Annotated in this window: 23 protein-coding genes; 1 reads left to right on the top strand and 22 read right to left on the bottom strand. The window is 39.8% G+C overall.

Annotation, left to right across the window (positions count from 1 at the left end; all coding sequences use genetic code 11):
• Positions 1-24 precede the first annotated feature (24 nt).
• From OCV47_RS04670 to OCV47_RS04645, 6 genes are all read right to left on the bottom strand, one after another.
• Positions 25-426, bottom strand: a complete 402-nt coding sequence (locus OCV47_RS04670; RefSeq protein WP_262654182.1) for a DUF3237 domain-containing protein — start codon at positions 424-426, stop codon at positions 25-27.
• Positions 427-468: 42 nt separating this feature from the next.
• Positions 469-1,548: a sensor histidine kinase gene (locus OCV47_RS04665; RefSeq protein ID WP_262654115.1), complete on the bottom strand. Its 1,080-nt coding sequence runs from the start codon at positions 1,546-1,548 to the stop codon at positions 469-471.
• Complete coding sequence (locus OCV47_RS04660) at positions 1,523-3,106, bottom strand: response regulator (protein ID WP_262654114.1); 1,584 nt, start codon at positions 3,104-3,106, stop codon at positions 1,523-1,525. The genes OCV47_RS04665 and OCV47_RS04660 overlap by 26 nt, the downstream gene beginning before the upstream one ends.
• 15 nt (positions 3,107-3,121) lie before the next feature.
• A complete protein-coding gene (locus OCV47_RS04655; RefSeq protein ID WP_262654113.1) occupies positions 3,122-4,084 on the bottom strand; it encodes an ABC transporter permease in 963 nt (320 codons plus the stop codon).
• A gap of 14 nt (positions 4,085-4,098) precedes the next feature.
• Positions 4,099-5,583: a sugar ABC transporter ATP-binding protein gene (locus OCV47_RS04650; RefSeq protein WP_262654112.1), complete on the bottom strand. Its 1,485-nt coding sequence runs from the start codon at positions 5,581-5,583 to the stop codon at positions 4,099-4,101.
• A 63-nt stretch (positions 5,584-5,646) separates the two neighbouring features.
• Complete coding sequence (locus tag OCV47_RS04645; RefSeq protein WP_262654111.1) at positions 5,647-6,657, bottom strand: sugar ABC transporter substrate-binding protein; 1,011 nt, start codon at positions 6,655-6,657, stop codon at positions 5,647-5,649.
• A gap of 233 nt (positions 6,658-6,890) precedes the next feature.
• On the opposite strand from OCV47_RS04645, the gene OCV47_RS04640 reads away from it, so the two are divergent.
• Entirely contained in the window at positions 6,891-7,769 is an 879-nt protein-coding gene (locus OCV47_RS04640) for an alpha/beta hydrolase (RefSeq protein WP_256301206.1), read from the top strand.
• A gap of 24 nt (positions 7,770-7,793) precedes the next feature.
• Here OCV47_RS04640 and OCV47_RS04635 read toward each other — a convergent pair whose 3' ends face one another.
• The 16 genes from OCV47_RS04635 to OCV47_RS04560 all read right to left on the bottom strand — a co-directional run bounded on the left by OCV47_RS04635 (position 7,794) and on the right by OCV47_RS04560 (position 24,572).
• Positions 7,794-8,783, bottom strand: a complete 990-nt coding sequence (locus tag OCV47_RS04635; protein ID WP_262654110.1) for a sugar ABC transporter ATP-binding protein — start codon at positions 8,781-8,783, stop codon at positions 7,794-7,796.
• Positions 8,784-9,208: 425 nt separating this feature from the next.
• Complete coding sequence (locus tag OCV47_RS04630; RefSeq protein ID WP_262654108.1) at positions 9,209-9,868, bottom strand: phosphoribosylanthranilate isomerase; 660 nt, start codon at positions 9,866-9,868, stop codon at positions 9,209-9,211.
• The gene (locus OCV47_RS04625; protein ID WP_262654106.1) at positions 9,858-10,868 is read right to left on the bottom strand and encodes a LysR family transcriptional regulator; all 1,011 of its coding nucleotides are present in this window, start codon (positions 10,866-10,868) and stop codon (positions 9,858-9,860) included. The genes OCV47_RS04630 and OCV47_RS04625 overlap by 11 nt, the downstream gene beginning before the upstream one ends.
• A 3-nt stretch (positions 10,869-10,871) precedes the next feature.
• Complete coding sequence (locus OCV47_RS04620) at positions 10,872-12,377, bottom strand: class I SAM-dependent methyltransferase (protein ID WP_262654104.1); 1,506 nt, start codon at positions 12,375-12,377, stop codon at positions 10,872-10,874.
• Positions 12,378-12,666: 289 nt separating this feature from the next.
• The gene (locus OCV47_RS04615) at positions 12,667-13,542 is read right to left on the bottom strand and encodes an aldose 1-epimerase family protein (protein ID WP_262654103.1); all 876 of its coding nucleotides are present in this window, start codon (positions 13,540-13,542) and stop codon (positions 12,667-12,669) included.
• 49 nt (positions 13,543-13,591) lie between these two features.
• Complete coding sequence (locus OCV47_RS04610) at positions 13,592-13,987, bottom strand: VOC family protein (RefSeq protein WP_262654102.1); 396 nt, start codon at positions 13,985-13,987, stop codon at positions 13,592-13,594.
• Positions 13,988-14,015: 28 nt separating this feature from the next.
• Positions 14,016-14,864: a DegV family protein gene (locus OCV47_RS04605; protein WP_117449435.1), complete on the bottom strand. Its 849-nt coding sequence runs from the start codon at positions 14,862-14,864 to the stop codon at positions 14,016-14,018.
• Between the two features lie 9 nt (positions 14,865-14,873).
• Positions 14,874-15,380: a flavin reductase family protein gene (locus OCV47_RS04600; protein WP_262654101.1), complete on the bottom strand. Its 507-nt coding sequence runs from the start codon at positions 15,378-15,380 to the stop codon at positions 14,874-14,876.
• 200 nt (positions 15,381-15,580) lie between these two features.
• Entirely contained in the window at positions 15,581-16,549 is a 969-nt protein-coding gene (locus tag OCV47_RS04595) for an ABC transporter permease (RefSeq protein ID WP_262654100.1), read from the bottom strand.
• A 31-nt stretch (positions 16,550-16,580) separates the two neighbouring features.
• A complete protein-coding gene (locus OCV47_RS04590; RefSeq protein ID WP_249307659.1) occupies positions 16,581-18,092 on the bottom strand; it encodes a sugar ABC transporter ATP-binding protein in 1,512 nt (503 codons plus the stop codon).
• A gap of 90 nt (positions 18,093-18,182) precedes the next feature.
• Positions 18,183-19,223, bottom strand: coding sequence for a substrate-binding domain-containing protein (locus tag OCV47_RS04585; RefSeq protein ID WP_117449432.1), 1,041 nt, complete (start codon positions 19,221-19,223; stop codon positions 18,183-18,185).
• A gap of 69 nt (positions 19,224-19,292) precedes the next feature.
• A complete protein-coding gene (locus tag OCV47_RS04580; protein ID WP_262654095.1) occupies positions 19,293-20,168 on the bottom strand; it encodes a D-psicose 3-epimerase in 876 nt (291 codons plus the stop codon).
• A gap of 15 nt (positions 20,169-20,183) precedes the next feature.
• The gene (gene deoC / locus OCV47_RS04575) at positions 20,184-20,879 is read right to left on the bottom strand and encodes a deoxyribose-phosphate aldolase (RefSeq protein WP_330606482.1); all 696 of its coding nucleotides are present in this window, start codon (positions 20,877-20,879) and stop codon (positions 20,184-20,186) included.
• Positions 20,880-20,894: 15 nt separating this feature from the next.
• A complete protein-coding gene (xylB, locus tag OCV47_RS04570) occupies positions 20,895-22,415 on the bottom strand; it encodes a xylulokinase (protein ID WP_262654093.1) in 1,521 nt (506 codons plus the stop codon).
• Positions 22,416-22,443: 28 nt separating this feature from the next.
• Positions 22,444-23,430 carry an aldo/keto reductase gene (locus tag OCV47_RS04565; protein ID WP_117449428.1) on the bottom strand — a complete coding sequence of 329 codons (987 nt, stop codon included), beginning with the start codon at positions 23,428-23,430 and terminating at the stop codon, positions 22,444-22,446.
• Between the two features lie 122 nt (positions 23,431-23,552).
• Positions 23,553-24,572: a LacI family DNA-binding transcriptional regulator gene (locus tag OCV47_RS04560; protein ID WP_262654090.1), complete on the bottom strand. Its 1,020-nt coding sequence runs from the start codon at positions 24,570-24,572 to the stop codon at positions 23,553-23,555.
• Positions 24,573-24,623: the final 51 nt, after the last annotated feature.

Here is a 24,623-nt window from a genome sequence, read left to right as displayed (position 1 = left end):
CCCGATGGCTTCCCGATGGCTTCCTCATTCTAATTTATATATTATTATTTCAATCTTCCCCTGCTCAGACATTGACGCATCCAGTTCTCCAACAAATATCCCCGTTAGAAAAACCTGATACTTTGCATCACAGGAAGAAACGGTAAACCTTGGAATCGTTCTGATTCTTCGTTCTTCTGTAAAATTGATATATCCCTCATTATCCACGGAAATAATGGTTCCATCGTTTTCTTTTATACAATATTTTGCATGAACATGTGTATAATCCGGTTTTATTTGTGTATTCCAGTCTGCTCCTCCAGGTAATATTTTTCCGTTAAACATCTTTCCTGTAAACGTACCTCCTGTAATTGGAATGACACGCAAGAACCCTTCTGGATGCTCACCAACTTCTAATTCCTTTTCAATATTCACATGCAATCGCATAATCTCTTCTGCCTGTATATTCATTTTTCTCCTCCCATAATTTTATTTATAAACTGGTGATTTTACCGGCAATACAAATTCTACTTCTGTTCCAACAAGTCTGGAACTGGATATTTGCAGCCCATATTCATCACCATAATGAAGCTTAATTCTTTCATTCACATTCAATAATGCAATTCCAGAATTCCTCTGAGTCCCATATTCATTTTTTCCTATTACATGCTGTTTCTCTTTTAAATGCGTCCTTAGTTTTTCCAGTTCCTCTTCGTCCATACCAGTTCCATCATCCATAACTGTAATCATTAATAATGTGCTTGTATTTTCGATACGTATGACGACATGCCCTTTTCCGGTTTTTGTCTCCAAACCATGAAAAATGGCATTTTCAACAATTGGCTGAAGTATAAGCTTAGGTATTTCATATTCTTCCGGGTAAAGTGACGTACCATCCAGCAAAATTTCCATTGAAATTTTATCACCAAAACGATATTGTTGTATTTTCCAATAATTTTGCACATTTTTTAATTCATCTGCCAATGTAACTATTCCATCATCCTTTGTGACACAATAGCGGAAATAATTTGCCAGGGATTCTGTCATATCTGCTATTTCTGGCACTCCCTCTGATAAAGCCTGCCCTCTTATAGAATCCAGGATATTGTATAAAAAATGCGGATTAATTTGACTTTGCAATACATTTATTTCTGCCTGTTTTAAAGCTAATGATGAAATCAGTGCTTTATCCAACCCTTTCTCCAGATAATCTATCATATCTGACAGCTCATTTAAAACACTTTTTTCCTTCATACATGGTGACGGCAGCTGGAGTAAATCACTATACATTTTTCGGAATTCCGCCATAATACCACGGAACTGCTCTCTCCATTTCTTTGCAAGAAAAATAAGAAGTATGACATTACAGAATATTCCAGCTAAAATAACAAATACTATGAGTTTTCCTGATTTCCACTGAGCCATTACTGTATAACATGATATTAACAAAAACAGTAGTACTAATATGCCTGATATTCCTGATACTGCCTTCAGACCTTTTTCATAATTTGGCTTTTTGTTTTTCATGCTTTCATCTGCCTCTCTATGAGTAGAGTTTACGATACTCATTTGGCTTCAATCCCACTGTTTTCGTAAATAATTTACTGAAATATTTTGCATCCTTATATCCTACCGCAAGAGAAATTTGTGACATGTTTTTAGTGGTTGTTCTCAATAGTTTCTTTGCTTCCTCCATCCTCCAGTCTGTAAGATATTCACTAAAATTCTTTCCCGTGATTTTCTTAAACAATGCACTGAAATAATTCGCATTCAGGCAGGCCAATTCTGCAACTTCTTCCAGGCAAACATTTTCTGCATAGTTTTCTTCTATATATTTTTTTGCAATTCGTATTGGCTGTTCTTCCTGATAACGTTTTTCCTCATAACTATCTTTCATTATTTTGGAAACAATCTCTTTCACCGCCTGCTTCATCTGCAGATAGGATCCTTTTCTTCGAGGAATCGTGCATAACTCTTCCAGCTGCTCTTTTTTCACGTTGCTATACTGTTCCCGGATACAATGAACGATCATATCTATTCCTTCAGAAAAATTCTCCGGAATTGCCTTTTTATTTTCACGAATTGCATCAAATCTTCTTTCTATAACCTGCCATACGACTTCCGCATTAAATGATAATAAGGCAGTCGAAATTTCTCGCATTCCCTGAGGGAATGTCTCCTGAAATGAAAGTTCTTTTGGCAACATTTTATCTAATTCGATCTGGCTGTCTGCATTCCGCATAAATCGCATATTGGAAGCCTGACGAGCAATACGAAATGACTGCTGAAGTTGTTGTGTTGTATCTGCTTCAGGTCCACACCCTACTGATACACAATAGTTACCATATTCTCTGGTAAGATTTTTTAACCGTCTCCACAAAGATTGTATGATCTCTCGTGCTTCATCAGCCTGAGAATTACGATAAACAAAAAGCGCAACAATATCATCTTCCATTTTCGCTATGGTACAGTTATTTTTCAAAACCTGGCACTCTGTTTCCAGGCTTTGTATTGTTTTTCGAATAACGAACTCAATTTGTCTGTGTTCTGCTCCCTCGGATTCTGTAAATAGTTTTATTACAGCAAAACGAGCTTTACATTCTTCCATCAACAATCCATAATCTCTTTTTAATAATAGTTCATCGGCATCTTCTCTTCGATTTAGATAATCAATCAGCTGCTTTCCTGTCAGCTTTTCATTCATCCTTTGTATTTCACGGATTTTTTCTTTTTCCAGCTGATATATGGAGTCCTCTGCAATCTGTTTCTGAATACGGATCAATACAGTATTCAGTTCTTCTTTATTAATTGGTTTTAATAAATAATCTGCCGCACCATATTTCATTGCACTTTGAGCATACTCAAACTGTCGATAGCCACTTATAAAAATAAAATGCGTATGCTGCCCGTTTTCCCTTACATGGCGTATCAGATCGATTCCATCATATCCTGCCATCCGAATATCAGAGATCACAATATCTGGCTGTTTATCCTGTATCATCTGATATGCCATTAATCCATCATTTGCAATTCCGACAATCCACATGCCAAGCTGATCCCAGTCAATCAGGTTTTCAATTAATTTACATATATACACCTCATCATCTACAATCAATACTTTGCACATAGATTTGCCTCCAAATTACTTACTTTTTGCAGTTTTCTGATAAGTATCAAAACTGATGGCTGCCATAAGAATAATACCTTTCGCCACATATTGTGGGTAAACACCAAGTCCAACAAACTGCATTCCATTAGACAATACACCTAAAATAATGGCCCCGACGCAAACTTTCCAGACTTTTCCTTCCCCACCTGCCATGCTTACTCCTCCGAGTACTGCTGCCGTAATACAGGTAAACTCTGTTCCTGCACCTACTGATGAGTTCATAGATCCACTTCTGGACACCAGTAAAATAGATGCCACTGCTACAAAGAAACCACATATCGCAAATGAAATTACCCTCATGGCTGATGTATTCACTCCGGAAAGTCTGGCCGCCTCTCCGTTTCCTCCTAATGCATAAATGTAGCGTCCAGGATAAGTCTTGGAAAGGAAAAATGTCGCACCTATTAATACTATAACAGTTATGATAATACTAACAGGGATTCCCAATATTTTTCCCTGTCCAATAAATTTGAAAGAGTCCGGCAAACCATAGATGGAATTTGAATTTGTTATGATATAGGAAATTCCCTGATATATGGCCATTGTTGCCAATGTAATAACCATCGGATGTACCTGCAGCTTTACTGACAAAAACCCGTTTATTGCACCTAATAATGTTCCTATCATCAATCCGATTAATACAGAACACCATACCGGTAAATGAAACCATTGTATTGATATGGTAGTGATTACCCCTACCAGAGAAATCTGGTATCCAACCGAAAGATCTATTCCACCACCGATGATAACAAAAGCCATTCCAATGGATGATACGATAATATAAGCATTTTGTACTAAAATATTTTTTATATTTTCTATCGTCATAAACTTCGGTGCAAAGCAATAAAATAGCAGCAAAAGGACAAACAACACTATTACCAGAGTTAATTCCTTCATATAAAACAACAGTCCATGTTTCTCATTTTTTTCCAACATCTCATTCACCTCTCTTATTCTACCAGCCCGGATGCATATTCCAGAACTTTTACCTGTGAGAAATCCTCTTTTTCCAATTCGCCCGCTTTTTCTCCATTTCGAATAACCACGATTCTGTCAGACATACCAAGCAGTTCTTCCATGTCAGAGGATATCATAATAATTGTATTTCCCTGATTCACGTACTCACGCATCAACAGATATATTTCATGTTTAGCTCCCACATCAATACCTCTTGTTGGCTCATCGAAAATCAATATATTGCATTTTGCAGCAAGTGTCTTGGCTAACGCTACTTTCTGCTGATTTCCACCACTTAATGTGGAAGCCTTCACTAAAATATCAGGAACTTTGATATGCAGCGCATCTACATACTTATTTGCATTATTGCGTATCATTTCATTGCTTAGTACACCATATCGTTGTAATTCACGAATATTCATAAGGGAAATATTCCAGGAAACATCCATATTTAAGAAGCATCCCTGATTCTTTCGGTCTTCTGGTATTAATCCTATTCCATAATGAATAGCATCTTTGGGGTGATGGATTTTCACTTTCTTTCCATCAACAAGAATGGTTCCACTTACCATATGATCTGCACCATATACCATACGCATTAATTCGGTTCTTCCTGCCCCCACAAGTCCTGCAATACCAAGGATTTCTCCATGTTTTACATTGAATGAGATATTGTTACATCCATTTCCACTTACATTCTGTAACTCTAATGCAGTTTCTCCCAATACCATCTTAGCATCTGGGTAAGTTTCTTGCAATTCTCTTCCAACCATTTCTGCTACTAATTGTTTTTTATTTGTTTCTGATATCAATTTTGTCCCTATGTAATTTCCATCTCGCATAACTGTTACACGATCTGCAATTTCAAAAATTTCGTCCAGTCGATGTGAAATGTAAATAATCGTTACTCCTTCTTTCTGAAGCTTATTTATAATTTTAAAAAGGAGTTCCACCTCTTTCATCGTAAGTGGTGCTGTTGGCTCATCCATAATCAGTATCTGTGCATTTTTGGAAACTGCCTTCAGGATCTCTATTATCTGCTGCTGCGCTGGTGACAAATCTCGAATCATAGAATCCGGGGCTATATCAATTTCAAATTCCTGAAACAATTGCTTTGCCTTATCATTCATGATCTTCTGATTCACTAATTTTCCTGTTTTACATCCAAGAAAAATATTTTCAGCTGCTGAAAGTGTTTCGATCAGATTAAACTCCTGATAAATCACTTCTATTCCAAGTTCTCTTGCTTTTGCAGGGTTCATTGCATGATATTCGTTTCCTTCTATCCAGATTCTTCCCTCATCAGGTTCAATAGCACCTGATATTACTTTTATTAATGTTGATTTCCCTGCTCCATTTTCTCCCACAAGAGCATGAATTTCTCCTTTGTAAAATTCGATAGAATAATCATTTAAGGCAACGACACCAGGATAACGCTTTGTAATATTTTTTAATGCCAGAGATATTTCTTTTTCCAAATTTAATCCCCCCTGTTATAGTAAAGAGCAGTGGGAAAAGTTCCACACTGCTCTCTGCTTTTACTATTCCGCCTTATAATATTTATCAATATTGGTTTTGTCAACAGTAACAATTGGATCAAGCTGAACTTTTTCATATGGCTGTCCAGTCAGCATCTTCGTAACAATTTCATATGCATTTTGTGGAATATTATCACTTCCAAATTTTACACTTCCACGATACAGACTCTCATCCGTCAGAGATTTATGTATTTCTTCTGCAATCTGATCTGACCAGTCAGCTCCAAACGTTGCGAATTCACTTTTTTCCACATTTCCGCTTGACATAGCATATTCATTTACCCCAAGGCATCCTTCTCCATTAAAACACAATACCACCTTTACATCTGGATTTGTCTGGAAAAGTGTAGATGCAGCCTCCTGTGCCGCCTGATTTGTTGCGATTCCATCCACTACTTTTACAATGTTGGCCTTAGGACACAAATTCGTAATCTCATGCATTCCATCTGAATTGTTTGCCTCTTCCGGATTTGTTCTACTTTCAAAAATAGCTACTTCTACAGATCCATCTTCAGCATCCGGAAATGTTTCATCAATCCAGTTTGCAGCAAGCTGTGCCGCAGCCTTTCCTATTTCATATCGATCCGATGTCATAAAGCAGTCATACGCTTTTGTATCACCATTCATAACCAGTACTTTGGCTCCCTGCTCCTGTGCATATTTTATGGAATCTGTAAGGCTGTCTGGATCTACTGGAATTACAATAATTGCATCAGCTCCCATTACAGCAAAATTTTCAATCTGACTTATCTGTTTGGATGAATCCAGCGACGCATCCGCAATCTGAACTTCCGCACCATCAGCTTCTAAGAGTGACTTCGTATCCTCCGCCAGACCTGCAACAAAAGCATTTCCTGTATCCAGTGCACAGAATCCTACCAGTGAACCATCCACACCTTTTGCTTCTTCTGTACTATTTGTTTCTTCTGCATTTACCATTCCCATTGCTGAAACACATGTCACAGCAGCTGTCATCAATGACAACAAAACTTTCTTTTTAAATCTCTTTTTCATCTTTTTTCCCCTTTCATATCTTCCATACATTGTAGTTTTTTAACACAAATCATCAATGATTCTGGAATTATTGTAGCATTATGCACATTTCTTCTCAATGTGACAATTTTATCTTTTGGTAGGTAAATTTCACTTTTTTCACTGTTTGCAGCCACAGATGTTGTTTGTATGTTATAATAATCTCAGTTTTTAACACAATCTCAGGATTCTCTTACGATAAGGAGGATTATGATATGTCAGATATAAAAGCAGATATCTCAACACTTGTAAAACAAGCCAGAGAAAGCGAACACAAAAAGAATTGTGCGAAAGGGCTGGATGTTGCACATATGGCACACAAGCGTATCGTTCCCACAACTGTTGGTGATATTACCGTGTTAGAATATGGATTTAGCTCTGATACACCAGAGCCATTCATGATTGATTTGCACGGAGGTGGCTTCATCTTTAACACCGCAGATGTTGATGAGCAAATCATTCTGCAAATGCGCAGAGTAGTCCCACATGCAAAATTTATCAGCATTGACTACCCAAAGGCACCAGAATATCCTTTTCCAGCTGCACCCGATTCTATCTATGAAACCATTCGATTCTATGTTGAGCATGCACAGGATCTGGGCATTGATACTGAAAAAATGGTGATTGGCGGTCATTCTGCCGGAGCAAATCTTGCTACTGTTACCTGCCTGCGTTGCCAGGAAAGAAGAGAGTTTTTCTTTAAAGGACAGATACTGGATTATCCACCTTTAGATCTAAAAACACCAGCCAAAGAGAAGCCTGCTCCGACCGGTTGTATTCCGCCTGATCTTGCCGAATTATTTAATGCCTGCTATGTTGGTTCTTATGATGCTGCTTTTCCAGAAATAAGTCCTATTTTTACCAAAGCAGAAAACTTACACAATATGCCACCAGCATTCATTATTACCTGTGGTCACGATTCTCTTTATGAAGAAGGGATACAGTACGCTTCTATGTTAGAAAAATCAGGTGTCTCGGTTTCACTGCATCAATATCCAGACGAGCTTCACGGATTTACCTACGATAACACTCCTTCTGCTATAGAAGCGATCAATTCTATGGCTGATTTTTTTAAACACTGCATCCAAAACTAAAACGGGGAGCTATACGCTCCCTGTCTACTTTAATTCCACAATCTGATCGCATACCTGCAACATTTCTTTATACTCACCTGAAATAATTAAAACTGCAATCCCTTTTGATGCTGCATATTTTATAAAAAAGGCTATTATACGACACATAAGTGAGTCTGCATAACGATATGGATTGATACATATTATCAGATATGGATTCATTATAATGTATCGATAATACCCAATACTCATCTCGAGATATTTTCCATTTAGTGTCTCATCCGGAAAATATGTCATTAACAGCTCCTGGAATGCGTTCCATACATATTTCTGCATTCTTTTATTTTTCTGAAAAAAGAATCGAGAATTTTTTTTCAAAATTGGGAAAAATACATTTTCCTGTTCTGAGACATTATCCATATATATATTCTTTTTTATTGCATCAGGAAGAAATATGATCCCGCTGTTAACCAGCTGATTCACATTCTGAAATGGCTTTACTATTTTTCCATCTAATAACAGATTTCCTGATTTCCAATTTCTTTTTTCAAATATTGTTTTAATGATTTCGTCACATATTTTCTGTCCATTGTCATAAAGTCCTGCGATTTCTCCCTCACGCAAGGCATATGAAAATGGTTCAGCCATACTTTCTGTTTTAAGATGTTTTATTTCAAAAATAACCCGCCCTGTTGAATGTTCCAAAACAGGTGTATTTCCTCCATAATTCAATTTCTGAACTAATTCTGTCAGTTTTTCATTTTCTATTTCACCTTTATAATATGTTCGAATATGCTGTCCTCTGTGTACCAGAATTGTTCTGTCTGCTATTTGAGATATTTCATTCGGGTAAAAAGATAAATACAATATAGCAACATTTTCTTTTGCTGCTGCTTTCAGCATCTGACATAAGTGAGATTTTTCTACATCACTGTAAGTACCTGTAATATCTTCAAGTACAATCAATCTTGCATTTTGTATCTGTGCCCTTAATATTTCAATAAAATGGCATTGTGCAAGTCGAAGATCTGACACCAGTTCACTTCCCTGTAATGATATTCCCGCTTTCTCCAATAAATAATGCGTCTGATGACGCAAGGCATGATGATTCAGAAACAACTTATGACCATTGGATTTTATAACAAACAGATTTTCACCGACTGTCATCTGGGAAATCAATGTATTCTTTTTCTGAATACATATTACTTTCATCACAGCCGGAATGGTTTTTTTCATTAAATCTATGGTTTTTTCCTCTAAAAAGGAATTTCCCTCCATAAGCCGAATCTTTCCCGAAAACAAATCCATTAAGCAATCATTTTCATAGTCTCTTATTCCGACCAGATTGACGATTTCACCACAAAACAAATTAAGCTTGAAATCATTCAGAACTTTTCGCCCTTCATACTTCTGTACTACATGCTCCAGTCTCAATAATTCTTTTTTCATTTTCTCATTCCTTACCATGATTCCGGTCTGCAATATACCTGATCACAAACAGCCTTATCCCCAATGGCTTTCCGGGCAGCTTCGACAAACTTCCTGACCTTTTCCGGATCTTTCCCAGTGCGTTCTCTGCCATACTCCACTCCGGAGGATACATCTACTCCATCTGGATGAACCGAACGGATAGCCTCTGCCACATTATCCGGATTCAGGCCTCCAGCCAGAAAGAAAAATTTCTCATCCCGCGGCACTTCTTTTACCAGGCTCCAGTCAAATACCTGGCCACTGCCAGGCTCGATGGCATCAAACACATAACCGGCCACGGCAGGATCTGCAGAGTATTGCGAGAAATCTTTCATGTCACGAATGTTAAATGCTTTTAATACTGGCAAACAACAGCTTTCTGCATATCCGGATGGTATCTCCCCATGGATCTGAATATAATCAAATCCAGTCTGCTCTATTGCTCTCACCTGTTCCAGAGAAGGTGAAACCACAACAGCTACCTTCTGGATCTTCGGATCCAGACACTTCATAATACCTGCTGCCTGCTCCAGTGTAATATTACGCTTACTTTTCGGGAAAAACAGAACCATTCCTATAAAATCTACGTAATTTTGATTCGCATATTCCGCTTCTTTCAGATCTGTCAGTCCGCAAATCTTAATCTTCATATTCTACACTCCTCTGCCGTGGACGAGGGTCAATGGGGAGGCCAGTGGGGACGGAGTTTTCTGGCTCTAAAGAGCCATTAAACTCCGTCCCCATTGGCCCTGCCAGCTGTTTCTTCAGGAATTCTACAAACTCCTGTGCCAGCTCATCCAATGGTTCTCTTTTTCGTTTTAAGTAGCCAAATGTCACCTTGCTGCCTTCCAGATTCAGGGGAATTCCCCGGTCTGTTTTACGTTCACTGCCAGGAAGATAATTGCCGCTGATGTTGGCAAGTTTTCCGTCCCGCAGCATCCTTTCCATAATGTAATCACTGTTGGTGACCACCGACACATCCATCTGTTCGGAAAGGAGACTTCCATCTTCTCCTTCCCAGGTATCATCATTCAGGAACTCATCCTGATAATTCTGAATAAAACGCAGACTGGATAAGGATGGTACCTCCCGGCTGTCCCCATAATCCGGATGCTGTTCTCCCAGATACAACATGGCATCTACCTGATGAAGTGGCACAAATTCCATATGATTTCTCCCAAGTTCATACTGAAATCCCTGTTCCCGATGTTCCATCAGATAGATAAACCCTACATCATCTTTGTAATCCCGTACCCGCTCCATCACAGTACGCACACCAGATGTATAGACCTGACAGTGATAATTCTTCTCATAATTCTGATTATAAAACGAAACGAACTGCGTTGCAAACCAGGAACTTGGATTGGTAGATACCCTCAGCCATTTCGTCTCCCCCGATGCGGAAATATGGTTCAGAGCTTCCACTTCTTTGAGAATTCTGCAGGCATAGCGGTATACCTTTCTTCCCTGTGCTGTAGGGACAATGCCCTTTGGCATTCGCTCAAACAGCAGAAGCCCCATGGATTCTTCCATTGCCTTCATAGCCTTACTCACACTGGACTGGGTGGTATACAGTATCCTGGCTGCTTCACTGAAAGATCCTGTCTCCACGCAGGCGATAAAATATTGCAGTTGTCTGAGATCTGTCATATCTTACCTCTTTTTCTTTCCATACACCAGAAACATTGGTGTCGGATTATAAAATTCGTCTTTTTCCTTATATAAACGACTACTCAGCTCTGTATCCGCCTGCACTTCTTCCATTCCAAAATACTTTAACGCCTGTACATCCCACGCCGGTCTCCTGCATTCGCTGATCGACATCAGCTGCTTGATCGTCTCGCACTCTTCCATCAGTTCATTTCCTACCATATGATGTACATGACTTTTGGGCAGTGCAGAGGTATCTGCGAAATTGTCTGCACCATAGTCTGCATCCGCATTGATCAGACATCCGCCCTTTTTCAGCACCCGAATCCACTGTTCATAAGCCCGGTCAGCATGAGGCAATGTCCATGTCAGGTTACGGGAGATCACCACATCAAAGCTCTCATCAGCAAATTCCGGATTTTCTGCATCCATCACCATAAAACGACAGCTTCCTTCGGCAATATCCTCACTAATTCCCTCTTCCAGCGCCAGAAATCTGGCCCGTTCTACCATATCCGGAGTCAGATCCACACCAGTCACCTGATGGCCTTCTTTCGCCAGCAGAATACTGAAGAATCCTGCTCCGCATCCGATGTCCAGAATCTTCAACGGGCGCTCTGCAGGCAGAAATCTATGAATCTCATTCATCCAGCGTTCTGCCTGTACACTGTGCAGTTCTGCTCTCTTATGCTTCATAAAGTCATCGCTTCGTTTGCTCCAGTAACTGGTCACTCTCTTCTTTGTCTCTATCTCCGGCTTTACTGCCTCAATCATAAACATCGGTGTCGATGCATAATTCAGCTTCTCTTCCTCACTCCATACCGTTTTCCAGATCTCCTGGTCAATAGCGATCTCAGTAAAGCCAATACTACGAAGAACTTTTGCATCCCACACCGGTCTGTGGATCGCTGACAGTGGCATCTGAAGGGCGATCTGCTCCATACGGTCGATATCTGTACAGGTATAGTGATCATCCAAAGCTGCACTCTCTACATTTTTCCGATCTTCCTCATAAGCCTCCCGCTTGTTGTCATCATACAGATACCCATACCAGTTGGCATCAAAATTCAGCAGCTTTCCTCCCGGCTTTAACACACGCATCCATTCTGCATAGGCTCTTGCCGGTTCTTCCAGATTCCAGGTCAGATTTCTGGAAATGATCACATCAAAGGTCTCATTTTCAAAATCCAGATTCTGCGCATCTTCTCTCCAGAACCGCACATGATCCACATATTTTCCTACATTTTCTTTTGCCTTTTCCAGCATACCAGGGGTATAGTCTGCCGCATCAATCTCATATCCGGCCTCTGACAGAATTGTCGGGAAAAATCCAGGTCCGGTACCAATATCCAGAATCCGTAAATCTTTCTTCTCTTTTTGGGGAAAATGTTCTGTCAGCACCTTCAGCCATGCTGCTTTCTGCATTCCTGCCAATTCCTTCTGGTTTACCTCAGAATAGCCGTCCGTCCGGGTAGTCCAGTAGGACTCAATCTCCTGTAATAACTCCATATCATACCTCTTTCATATCTGTTCAGTACCTTCATCGATAGCAACTGAACAGTCATCTTATTTTTAGCTTCTCTGTGCCATATTCACTCCGCAGGCACTAAGTTGTGAATATTTTATCAGAAAGAAATATCTGCCGCAAGCCCCATTGGGGGATGTATTTTGTCCATGTAAGTTTGTTACTGAAGATTTTTCTTCATGCTACCGCGATAGAACCATAACTCACAACAAAATGCCCATGCTGAAATAAAATACATTCGGCATGGGCATTTTTGTTCTGATTCTCATTATTTTATTCTATAATCTCGATACTCCACTGGTTCTCATAGATCTTTCCTGCCTCCAGGCGAACCAGATCTGACTGCTGAGACAGATCTTCTACCACTCCATATCTGGATGGCAATGAACTCCATGGTTCAATGCAGACATATGGGGCTGTGGTGTGCGGCATATGCCAGAATCCCAGATGCGTATACTGAGGAAATCTTACCTTTACAGCCCTGGTACCCTTATCGGAACGAAGCGTCACACAACGATCCATATTCTTCAGTACAATTGCATCCTGATCAAAGAGATTGTGCTGCAACGGAATCCGGCGTTCTTCTTCCAGTGCATACAATTCATCCTGACCATTCAGGTGACAGTCTTCCGTAAATCCCACACGAGTCGGATGTGCCGGATTGCCGAATTCCAGAACATAGTCTTCAAAGCGAAGTCCTTCTTCCAGCGGTACATTGAATCCAGGATGACCACCAATGCCAAAAAGCATTGCTTTTTCATCATGATTCTCTACTTTATTTATAATCTTCAATGTACTGCCATCCAGCTCATAAGTCAGGAAATAAGAAAATGCGAATGGATACTGCACCAATGTCTTTTCATTACTGTCATAACGAAATGTGACACTGCTCTCCGTTGCACTATCCACTGTCAAATCACTGTCTTTGATAAATCCATGGATCTTCATGTGATATTCTTTTCCCTCATACACATAGGTCTCATTCGTCAGTCTTGCTATATACGGGAACAGGTTCGGAGCCTGTCCATCCCATACTTCCGGAATTCCCTGCCAGAGATACTCACATCCATCCGTTGTCTGAATAGAATGTAATTCTGCACCTGGCTGTTTGATCTCTACTTTCAGTTTTTCATTTTTAATAGTATACATAAAATTCTCCCGTATCTGTTCAGTACCTTCACATATTTTTCCCATATGATTACAGAATCTGATCGATCTCTACTCTTTCTTTATTTGGTCCTTCAATAATAAAGAAACGGATTCCTTTCTCCCAGAACGGCAGTGCTTCAATCCCCTCACTGACTACTTTATAACCTTTTTCCTGTGCCAGCTTGTAAGCGCCATCAATATCCGTACAGTTGATCGCAAAATGATTGATTGCGCCAGCCTGTCCTGCCGGATTTGGTTCGTCGTAGCATTCCAGAACCAGATTCTGGAATTTCAGGAAGCAGACATGCTGAGGGCCTTCTCCAAATTCTGCCTGATGCACATTTTCAAATCCCAGTTCCTCATAAAACTTACAGGTAGCAGCCATGTCCGCTGTCGGGATACCGATATGCTGTACTCCATCACAATAATCCATTAATTTTGCCATTTTCTTATCCTCCCAATATTTATCATTATTATTTTTCAATAAACAAAACTCCCAGTGTACCAGGTCCACAGTGACTGGAAATCACACCACCGGCTCTGGTAATCAGAATCTCATCAAAAATGTGCAGTTCTTCTAAGTAACTTCGCACCTTTTCCACCACTTCCGGGCTGCAGCCGGAATGGGTGATGAAGACTCGTTCTGATCTTGCCTGTTCCATTTGTTCTTTCAGATCTTTTGCATAGTCCAGAATCACTTTGGAAAGCTTTCCTCTGTATTTTTTACTGCTGTGCATCTTACCGTTCTCCACAACAATCATCGGATGCAAATGCAGGGCACTGCCAAACATAGCAGCCAGTCCGCTGCAGCGTCCGCCTCGATAAAGATAGAGCAGTGTATCTACTACAAAGCTGGCCCGCACTTTTGACTTCAGTTCTTCGATCTCTGTCTGAATCTCTTCCACCGTCTTTCCTGCCTGCGCCATCTCTGCTGCGTGAAGCACCAGAAGACCAATTCCGGTAGACAGACTGGCGGAATCTATCACGGTCACCAGATCTTCTGCTTCCAGTTCACTGACTGCCATACGCATCACATTAGCAGAAGTAGACATATCCTCCGATATGGAAAAACAGATTACAGGTTGTTTTTCTTTAACAAAAGGCTCCAGCATCTCCATCGCCATGTCCAGCGCCGGAGCTGACGTCTTCGGTGTGGTCTTTTGTGCATCTGACCACTGAAAAATCTCATCTGGTGTAATGTCCACGCCGTCACAATACTCTTTTTCACCAAGCAAAATATGCAACGGCAGTATGGAAATATCATACTTTTCCAGTAACTCCTGTGAAAGATCACAGGTACTGTCTGAAAGAATCTTAACCATAGAATACTCCTATTCTTTTACCAGAACTTTTTCAATCTCTGCAATATACATCGTGTGATAATCCTTCTGTGGATACCATTTCTCTTCTGCCTGTTTATCAATGAACTTTTCCGGCCTGATCTCATCTGCGTACATCTTGCGACAGACCAGAATCACCTCTGCTTCTTCAAAAGCTACCGTTCCGTCTGTAAAATATGGGGTAAATCCGGCTTCCTTGATCTTATCACGATCTTTTCCAGATACCGTTCCGAACAGGTTCAGAGCCTTTCTATACTCCTCCCCATAAAAGGACAGGGTAAAAGTCTCTTCTCTGTCAACAAACTCTTTCGTATATCTCTGTGGACGGATATAAGCGGTCGCTGCCGGCTTGCCCCACATTACTCCTGCACCGCCCCAGCTGGCCGTCATGGTGTTGTAGCCTTCTTCGGTTCCGGCAGTGATCAGCATCCACTGTTTTCCAATTCTCTGAAATGGATTAAAATTCAGTTCTTCCGGTTTGATTTCTCGAAATGCCATATTCGATTTCCTCCTGTCATTTTCTTCCATTATCATAGCACAAAACCGATCGAAGGGCTAGGGAGGAATTCGTTTGGAAAGCATTCTTTTAAGCAGAGCTTAACCCTGACAACACAATGGTGCCTGGTTCATAACCAGGCACCAACTTTGTCTACAATCTGGCAACCGGAGCTTATCCTCCTGCTGTTCTAATAAATTATTTAACGTTTTCCCCGTTTCTTTAACTGGTCAACTACAATTGCGATTACGATAACACATCCTGTAATCACCTGCATTACAAATGCTCCAATACCGAACTGAGTACCAACATTGTCAATCAGTATAATCAGAATTGTTCCAAGTACAGTACCAAAAACAGATCCACAGCCTCCTGCCAGTGATGCACCTCCTAACACGCTTGCAGCAATTGCATTGGTTTCATACGCTTCACCTGCGGTTGGGATTGCTGAATTGATACGTGCGCACAACAGAATACCGGCAATTCCATAAAGCAGTCCTGCAAAAGCATATGTGGAATAAATTGTTTTTCTGATGGATATACCATTCAGTTTTGCCACTTCTTCTCCTGAACCAAGTACAAATAAGTTTCTTCCAAAGATCGTATATTTCAAAATCAGGAAACAGATTACTGCAAGCACAAACCATACAATCGCAAGATTCGGAATAAATCCAACAGAAGCTGATGCAAATCCTGCAAAGGATTTGTTAATGCCCGCTACAGTACCACCATTGGAAATTACTTTGATTAAACCTCGAAGAATTGTCTGTGATCCAAGGGTTGCTACAAACGCCGGAACACGGAATTCATATACTAATGCTGCATTAAATACACCTGAAATAATCGCTACTAAAATACCAAGTAACAAAGACACCGGTACACTTAATCCCCATTTTGCCTGAGACATTGCTACAATCAGGGTACTCATACCGACAATTGCTCCACAACTGATATCAATACCTGCTGTGATGATAACATAAGTTTCTGCAATGGAAATGATGCCGATAATTGCGCACTGTTTTAAAATATTTGTCAAATTATAGGCTGTCAGGAAGTTCTGCGTTCCAAGACTTGCCGCAATAAAGATAATTGCAATGATTGCCACCATAGACACTTCGGTCTTCATAAGAATGGACATAATTTTATTCTTTTTCTGCTGTTCTGTATTCATGATGAATAAACCTCCTCTGCTGCTTCTCTTGCTAATCAAAATTTACAGTTGACGCCAGTCTTAATACGTCTTCTTCCTGAAGAGAACGTAACTCCTGACTGTCAAGACTTCCTGCCACATGCCCTTCTGACATGACAATCATCCGATCTGACAATCCCATTGCCTCTGGCAGATAGGACGATACAATGATGACACCTTTTCCCTGGGCAGTCAGTTTTTCGATAATCTTAAATATCTCGTCTTTCGCACCGACATCTACGCCAACGGTCGGTTCATCAAAGATCAGAATATCCGGATTTCTGCAAAGCAGTTTTGCTATAACTACTTTCTGCTGATTTCCACCTGAAAGATTATTTACAATCTGATTCACAGAAGGTGTTTTTACAGCCACTTTCTTTCGATATTCCTCAGCACGATCCGTTTCTTTTTTCAGATTAATAATTCCATTTTTACTGATCATATCGTAAGAATACATATTTGTATTCAGTTTTACACTTTGCTGAAGTGCCAGCCCATCTTTTCGTCTGTCTTCTGTCAGGAAACCTATACCTTTTAAAATTGCCTGTTTTGGACTGTTAATACTGACTTCTTCACCTTTTACAAATATCTTCCCTGAATGTATTTTATCTACACCAAAAATTGCCCGCATGACTTCACTTCGTCCGGCACCTACCAGACCGAAGAAGCCAAGAATCTCTCCTTCTCTAAGCGTAAAACTTACATCTGTAAATTTATCACCGCTTAAATGTTCCACACGAAGAAGCTCTTTTCCAGGCTTCTGGCGTTCAATATTATAAATGTCAACCATGGATCTTCCAACCATCTTCGAAATCAAATAGTCCTTATCCACCTCTTTAATATCCTTCGTTTCCACATAGCTTCCATCTTTCATAATGGTTACGCTGTCACAGATCTCCATAATTTCTTCCAGTCTGTGAGAAACATAGATTACGCTGACACCACTTTCTTTCAATTCTCTGATATATTTAAATAATGTTTCTACTTTATCATTTTCCAGTAACGCTGTCGGTTCATCAAAAATAACCAATCTGATATTATCATTTACAGATATTTTACTGATGGTAATCATAGCCTGCATCGCTACCGGCAAGGATACTATGGTATCTCTTGGATTTACATTTAACTGGAACTTGTCAATAACCTTCTGGCTTTCTGTATACATGGTGTTCCAATCCACAAATTTTCCTTTTAATGGAACTCTTCCAAGGAAATAATTTTCTGCAATACTTAAGTTCTTTGCAATATTTACATTTTGATAATTGGCATGCATGCCATAATCTTTTGCTTCGATCGCATTTTTCGGGCTCTTCCATGTCCCGTCTACATTGATTTCTACTTTTCCTTCAGTTGGAGATTCTACACCCATGATACATTTAATCAATGTTGATTTTCCTGCACCATTCTCACCTACGAGTGCCCTGACTTCCCCCTTTTTGATAGTTGTCGTAATTCCCTTTAAAGCTTGAACGCCAGGATAGGTTTTTACAACATTTTCGATTTTTAACAGTACTTCCTGTTCCATGCTATAACCTCCCACTGTCTTTGAGCTTACCTTTTATATGACTGGCGGAAATGATATTCCGCCAGTTCACATTCTCACATAATATACATCTTATTCTGCTTTTTTAAGAGTAGGATCCAGCATAGCTGCATATTCATCTTCATGCATATTATCTGTGGTAACTGCTACAGGTGCCATTGCTACTTTCTGTTCTGATTCAGGATTTGCACCTTCCATAATCGTTTCTACTGCATTTTCCAATGCTGCATATCCCTGTCCATAAGCATCCTGAACGATAATACAATCAATAGTTCCTGCTTCCAGTGCTGCAATTTCAGTAGGATCAGAGTCAACACCAATTGTAATGACCTTATCTTTGATGCCTGCATTTTCTACTGCCAGAGCAATTGCGTCACCAGATGTATTATTTGCTCCATAAATACCAACTAAATCATCACCATATGTAGCGATTTCATTTTCAATATCTGCCTGTCCCTGATTCAGGTCGTTGTTGTTGTACAGTGTATCCAAAACGGTTAATTCTGAATTAGCCTCAAGATAAGCTTTGAAGTTATCCATACGTGGCTGAAGTGCAGGGTTTACATTTGAAAATTCCATAGCTACGGTTCCCTTTGCTTCAATTCCGGCTTTTTCCATTAATTCCAGCATAACCTTTCCAGCCATATCACCGATGTCTGCACTGACTGTGGTATAGAACTGATTGTAGCAGTCTGAATATTCATCAGAATCCATTGGTTCCAGTCCACAGTTTGTGAAGTTTACTACAATACCCTGATCCATTGCTTCTTTGGATACTGCAATTGTAGAATCCGGAACCTGTGTTGCTGAAATAATTGCATTTGGTTTAGATGCTACTGCATTTTCAAATGCACGGATATAAGCTTCTGTTTCTGCTTCGGTTGCAGGTCCTACGGTCGTAAAGTTGATTTCAATACCGTATTTCTCTGCCATATCCTTTACGGCATTTTCCATACCAATCTGCTGATACTGCCAGAATTCTGATTCTGTTGAGCAGGTTACCCACACAATGTCCAGTGAGTCCGGAGTCTCTTCAGCAAATACAGTTCCCCCACAAACCATCATTGCTGCTGCCATTGTTCCCGCCAGTGTTGATAAATACCTTCTTTTCATTTTTTGTTTCTCCTTTACTTTTTATTTTTTAAGTATCACTAACGATACTTTGTTTCATAAATATTTAGATTACTGCTGTTCAAATGTTTTTCTGAGATACTGCACGGATTGAGCTGCTTCCTTATCCAAAATTGCTTCGCTACAATCATCTTTCAGATCTCGCCAAATTCGTATATCTTTCCCCACCTGTCCTCCGCAGATGACAAACGGTTCCATAACCACTGCTCCCTGATATTCGATTTTTCTTAATGCGTCTCCGATTTGATTCCACGGAATAATGTGACCCTGACCAGGCAATTTTCGGTTGTTTTCTCCTACATGAAAATGTCCCAGTTTTTTTCCTGCAGTAAGGATTGCTTCTGCAAAATCATCTTCTTCCATATTCATGTGATAGGTATCCAGCATTACTTTCACATTTTCTGCTCCTACCGCATCTACATATGCAACACCTTCTTTTGCTGTATTAATCAAGTATCCTTCGTGTCGGTTCATGACTTCCATTCCCAGGATCAGTTCATATTCCTGTGCCATTTTTGCAAGTTCTTTCATATTTCGAATACTTCGATCCAGATCTCCCTCTTTATCCGGCACCTTAGAATAGTCTGCCGGCCAACTGGAGTAGAGTCCACCTCCCACAATATGTACATCCAGTTCTTTTAATATCGGAAATGTCTCTTTCCAAAACTGAAATGCATTTTTTACAATTTCCGGATCGGATGAAGAAATATCTTCTGTTGGCTTTGGTCCATATCCTGCTGTTAATTCAATACCAAGTTCATCTTTATATGCTTTAAGTTTCTCCATTTCTTCTTTCGGCATATCTTTTAATCCGGCACAGGATATTTCTAGGATATCAAATCCCTGATCTTTTACTTTTTTTACATATTTCAGATAATCTGCACCCCACTGCTTTTCCCAGTAAGCATAATAGATTCCGTATTTCATCAAATTAACTATCTCCTATTTTTCTGCCATCCTGGCCCTGCATTCATCTACAATTTTAACTCCTGCGCTGGTTCCGATTCTGCTCGCACCGGCTTCAATCATTGCCATTGCAGTGTCATAATCTCGAATACCTCCTGCCGCTTTGATCTTCACTGCATCTCCTACACAGGACTTCATAAGTTTTACGTCTTCTACGGTTGCTCCGCCTGTACCGAAACCTGTAGAAGTTTTTATAAAGGTAGGTTTTACTTTCAAAGCGATCTCACAAAGTTTCTTCTTCTCATCATCTGTAAGATAACAGTTCTCAAAAATCACTTTACTGGTAACACCTTTTTCATTGCAGGCTTCTACAATTCGTCTCATTTCTTCTTCAACATAATCCCAGTTACCGCTCTTTAATTCTACAATATTCACTACATAATCTACTTCGCCGGCACCTTTTTCGATAACATCCTTTGCTTCAAACACTTTCGTATCAATCGTGCACTGACCAAGTGGGAAGCTTACTGCTGCATCACAGAGCACATCAGAACCTTCCAGCACTTTTTTACAAAATGGAACTGGTGCATTATTGATCGCAACGGTTTTAAAATTGTATTCTTTTGCTTTTTCACAGTGCTCTCTCAGATCGTCTAGTGTTACATAAGGTTTCAGTAACGTCTGATCAATCATTTTTGCAAGTTTCTCCGGTGTGATTTCATTTTTGTTCATATTCATGCTCCTTTCTTATTTCCACTGTGCCAAATTATCATAAGTTTTCAGCAATCCAGTGTAACATTCGTCAAAATATTGTTTTAGTTCATTATAGCGTTTATGGTGTTCCATATCTGGTTCAAGCACATCATCTACTTTGATGAAACGATGAATTGCTCCAAAATCTTCCAATACTCCTGCACCTACTCCTGCACAAACAGCTGCTCCCATGGAAGTTGCCTCATCCAGCCAGTTTAATCTCTTTGCTCGAACTCCATAGATGTCTGCCAATGCCCTTCTTACCACATCGCCTTTTGCTAATCCGCCAATTACGTTTAACTCTGTGATGTCCATGTCCTTTCGGAAAACATCCAGTATAATACATAAATTCATCAAAATTCCTTCAATTGTGGCACGGAGCATATCACCTCTGGTATGTTCCATTTTCAAGCCTACAAAAGCGCCTCTTGCATTCGTATTCCATCTTGGACTTCGCTCTCCCAGAATGTATGGCAGATACAATAATCCATTTGCTCCAACCGGTGATTTCTCTATTTCCCGGTTCATCAGTTCGTATGCACTGATACCGTTTTCTGCTGCCTCTTTTTCCAGATCTTTGCATATTGTTTTCTTGATAAACTGATAGGAATTGCCTGCTGCCTGCATAGTTCCATTCGGCGAATACATTCCCGGAACCATATGTGCCCAGTTATATGTTCGAAGCTGTGGATCAAAAATCGGTTTTGCACTGGTCATTGCTACCCAGGAGGAGGAGCCAAGATAATTAAAAGTATCTCCCTCTCTGACACTTCCTGCTCCTACTGCCGCACATACTCCATCACCGCCTCCAATGATAATCGGTGTTCCCGGTGCCAATCCGCATTCTGCTGCAACACTGCCTGTCACCTCGCCTGCCACATGCGTAGATGGATACAAATCCGGTAATTTTTCTTCTCCGATTTCTGCCGCTGCCAAAATTCTTTCTGACCATTTGAGTTCATTCAAATCCAAACAGTTTGTACCGGATGCATCCGTATAATCTGTCAGAAATTTTCCTGTCAGTTTATAAATCACATAATCCTTTGGCTGAAGCATCTTATAAGTATTCTGAAATACTTCCGGTTCGTGATCTCTTATCCACATCAATTTTTCAATGCTATAAGAAGCACTTATTTTATGTCCTACAATCCGGTAAAATTCCTGTTCATCAATTTTATCTTTGATCTGCTTCTCCTGGTCCTGACTTCTCTGATCTGCCCAGATAATCGCAGGTCTTAAAGCTCTTCCATTTTTATCAACCGGAACACATCCCATCATCTGACCACTGAAAGCCATACCGGCTACCTGTTTCTTATCTATTTCTTTCAGCAGTTCCTCATTATTTTCACAAATTGCTTTCCACCAGTCATCTGGATTCTGTTCTGCCCAGGTACTGTTAAAAAAATGTGTATTATACACATATGTAATACTTTTTACCAGTTCTCCATCTGTGGTAAATAACGTTGCTTTATCACCCGAAGTCCCCAGGTCATGTGCAATTAAAAACTTTGTCATTTTATTCCCCCATTACATCAATAAAACTTTAATCCATATTTTCAAATGGTACTAAAATTTCATTAATCTTTGCAATTTCTTCATCTGTCAGATTCCATTCTGTACAATGAATATTGTGCTTCAGCTGTTCCAGAGAAGATGCACCTCCAATAATGGATGTCACTTCTTCACGCTGTCTTGTCCAGTTCAGCGTCATTTCATTCATCGGTTTTCCAATCTCATCTGCAAATGCCTTTAATTTTCTGGCACCTTCCTGATATACTTTAAAAGTTTCTCCTGAAAATTTAGGGTTTTCATTACGGATATCATGCTTTGAAATTGTCATTCCATCCAGAAACTTTCCTGCCAAAAGCCCCTGCATCAATGGGCTGTAAGGCAAAAATGCCTGACCATATTTCTTTACTACCGGAAATACTTCTTTCTCTGTTCGATAATCCAGTGGAATTCCATGATAGGTTGCCGGATTTCTCTCAAGCATATTATATAGACTCTGCTGACAGTCAACAGAAATATATTCCATCATTTTTTCTACATCTTTCTGTGCGAAATTACTCAATCCTACGTAACGAATTTTTCCCGCTTTTTTCATAATATTCAATGCTTCTGCCGTTTCTTCCAATGGCACGTTCGGATCTGGCCAGTGCATCTGATAAATATCTATATGATCTGTCTGAAGGCGCATCAGAGAATCATCGATTTCTTTTAACAGACTTTCTTTTGATAGATTGTTGGCAGTATGATGCGGTTTATCCCATGTCAATCCGGCTTTTGATGCAATCAGGACTTTATTTCTCAGGCCATCCTGTTTTAATGCCTTTCCGAGAACTTTTTCTGAATTTCCCCATCCATATACAGGAGCCACATCAAATAAATTCACTCCCATATCGATAGCTGCATGTATTACGTCAATAGACTTACTTTCCTCTGATGAATCCCAGTCACCCCCCATGTTCCAGCATCCAATACCGATTGCTGATATTTCTTCGTTTATCTTTGCGACTTTTTTGTAAATCATATTTTTCTTCCTTTCTATATTCTATCTGTTGGTGTAACCGGTTTCACATTTTAGAAAATATATAACAGGGAATTTTGTCCCTATATGGTGTAACCGGTTTCATATTTTAGAAAAAAGAAAAATTACTTTTTCTTTTTTTCTGATCCGTTCAACTCAACCTGATATGGTATCATACACAGACTCCTTGGTTTATCTGGATGCTCAAATCTTTCCTGCAGAAGCTGCATCGCAGTGTACCCCATATTATATGTATCTCTGTAAATCCAGCTGATATTCATTCCAAGAATATCTACAATATCAATACGGTCATTTCCTATAAGAGCAATATCTACTCCCGCTTTTCTTTTTACTTCTTTGGCTGCCTTCAAAAATCCAAGTGTTGTAGCATTATTACAAGTATAAAGTGCATCCGGAAGTTCTTTTCTTGTCAATAATTTCTTTGCCAGTTGATAACTGTCTTCCATTGAAAAATTCCCGTAAAATATATCTTCTTCTTTTAATTCCAATCCACAATCCTGAGCACCTTTTCGGAATCCATCTAAACGATCTCGTCCAATTTTAAGATTCATATCGCCGGCAATCATTGCCGCGGTACGATTCCCCGCTCTATATAACTCCTGCGCTGCGCGATAAGAACTCTGATAATTCTCATAGATTACCGCATCCCATGGCATCTGCTCAAAGTCTCGGTCAATAATTACAATTGGAAGATGCATATCTGTCAGCTGCTTTAGCAGCTTCTTTCCGCGCTTGCTCTCTGCATAATCAATGGAGGGTCCCAAAATGATTCCTTTTACACGCTGCTGCTGCAACACTCGAATCGCTTTTTCTTCTCGCTCCATGTTATTTCCTGTATCAAACAAGACCAATGAAAGATTCAACTCATCTGCCTTGCGGGTAATTCCCTGAACAATATCTGCATAAAAAAGATTCCCTATCTCAGGTACAACCACTCCGATTGTGGTTGTCTCCTGCTTTGATAAATTTACTGCAGATGCTGAAGGAAGATAATGATACTTCTCAATAATCTCATCTATCTTCTTCTTTGTCTCTGGTGACACATAGCCACTATTATTTAATGCTCTTGATACTGTCGCTTTCGAAACTCCTGCAAGTTCTGCTACATCTTTGATCGTTATCATAATTGTGAAACCGTTTCCTTTTCTTGTTATTTAAAGCATATATCAGTTTTG

It is taken from the genome of Muricoprocola aceti, assembly GCF_025567005.1.
Classification (GTDB): domain Bacteria; phylum Bacillota; class Clostridia; order Lachnospirales; family Lachnospiraceae; genus Marvinbryantia; species Marvinbryantia aceti.
This window is presented reverse-complemented; position numbering and strand designations above follow the sequence as displayed.

What these genes read in the sequence shown, in the direction of transcription:
- OCV47_RS04670 (WP_262654182.1), bottom strand. Translation starts at nt 426, where the DNA reads ATGCGATTGCATGTGAATATTGAAAAGGAATTAGAAGTTGGTGAGCAT.
- OCV47_RS04665 (WP_262654115.1), bottom strand. Translation starts at nt 1,548, where the DNA reads ATGAGTATCGTAAACTCTACTCATAGAGAGGCAGATGAAAGCATGAAA.
- OCV47_RS04660 (WP_262654114.1), bottom strand. Translation starts at nt 3,106, where the DNA reads ATGTGCAAAGTATTGATTGTAGATGATGAGGTGTATATATGTAAATTA.
- OCV47_RS04655 (WP_262654113.1), bottom strand. Translation starts at nt 4,084, where the DNA reads ATGTTGGAAAAAAATGAGAAACATGGACTGTTGTTTTATATGAAGGAA.
- OCV47_RS04645 (WP_262654111.1), bottom strand. Translation starts at nt 6,657, where the DNA reads ATGAAAAAGAGATTTAAAAAGAAAGTTTTGTTGTCATTGATGACAGCT.
- OCV47_RS04640 (WP_256301206.1), top strand. Translation starts at nt 6,891, where the DNA reads ATGTCAGATATAAAAGCAGATATCTCAACACTTGTAAAACAAGCCAGA.
- OCV47_RS04630 (WP_262654108.1), bottom strand. Translation starts at nt 9,868, where the DNA reads ATGAAGATTAAGATTTGCGGACTGACAGATCTGAAAGAAGCGGAATAT.
- OCV47_RS04625 (WP_262654106.1), bottom strand. Translation starts at nt 10,868, where the DNA reads ATGACAGATCTCAGACAACTGCAATATTTTATCGCCTGCGTGGAGACA.
- OCV47_RS04620 (WP_262654104.1), bottom strand. Translation starts at nt 12,377, where the DNA reads ATGGAGTTATTACAGGAGATTGAGTCCTACTGGACTACCCGGACGGAC.
- OCV47_RS04615 (WP_262654103.1), bottom strand. Translation starts at nt 13,542, where the DNA reads ATGTATACTATTAAAAATGAAAAACTGAAAGTAGAGATCAAACAGCCA.
- OCV47_RS04610 (WP_262654102.1), bottom strand. Translation starts at nt 13,987, where the DNA reads ATGGCAAAATTAATGGATTATTGTGATGGAGTACAGCATATCGGTATC.
- OCV47_RS04605 (WP_117449435.1), bottom strand. Translation starts at nt 14,864, where the DNA reads ATGGTTAAGATTCTTTCAGACAGTACCTGTGATCTTTCACAGGAGTTA.
- OCV47_RS04600 (WP_262654101.1), bottom strand. Translation starts at nt 15,380, where the DNA reads ATGGCATTTCGAGAAATCAAACCGGAAGAACTGAATTTTAATCCATTT.
- OCV47_RS04595 (WP_262654100.1), bottom strand. Translation starts at nt 16,549, where the DNA reads ATGAATACAGAACAGCAGAAAAAGAATAAAATTATGTCCATTCTTATG.
- OCV47_RS04590 (WP_249307659.1), bottom strand. Translation starts at nt 18,092, where the DNA reads ATGGAACAGGAAGTACTGTTAAAAATCGAAAATGTTGTAAAAACCTAT.
- OCV47_RS04585 (WP_117449432.1), bottom strand. Translation starts at nt 19,223, where the DNA reads ATGAAAAGAAGGTATTTATCAACACTGGCGGGAACAATGGCAGCAGCA.
- OCV47_RS04580 (WP_262654095.1), bottom strand. Translation starts at nt 20,168, where the DNA reads ATGAAATACGGAATCTATTATGCTTACTGGGAAAAGCAGTGGGGTGCA.
- deoC (WP_330606482.1), bottom strand. Translation starts at nt 20,879, where the DNA reads ATGAACAAAAATGAAATCACACCGGAGAAACTTGCAAAAATGATTGAT.
- xylB (WP_262654093.1), bottom strand. Translation starts at nt 22,415, where the DNA reads ATGACAAAGTTTTTAATTGCACATGACCTGGGGACTTCGGGTGATAAA.
- OCV47_RS04565 (WP_117449428.1), bottom strand. Translation starts at nt 23,430, where the DNA reads ATGATTTACAAAAAAGTCGCAAAGATAAACGAAGAAATATCAGCAATC.
- OCV47_RS04560 (WP_262654090.1), bottom strand. Translation starts at nt 24,572, where the DNA reads ATGATAACGATCAAAGATGTAGCAGAACTTGCAGGAGTTTCGAAAGCG.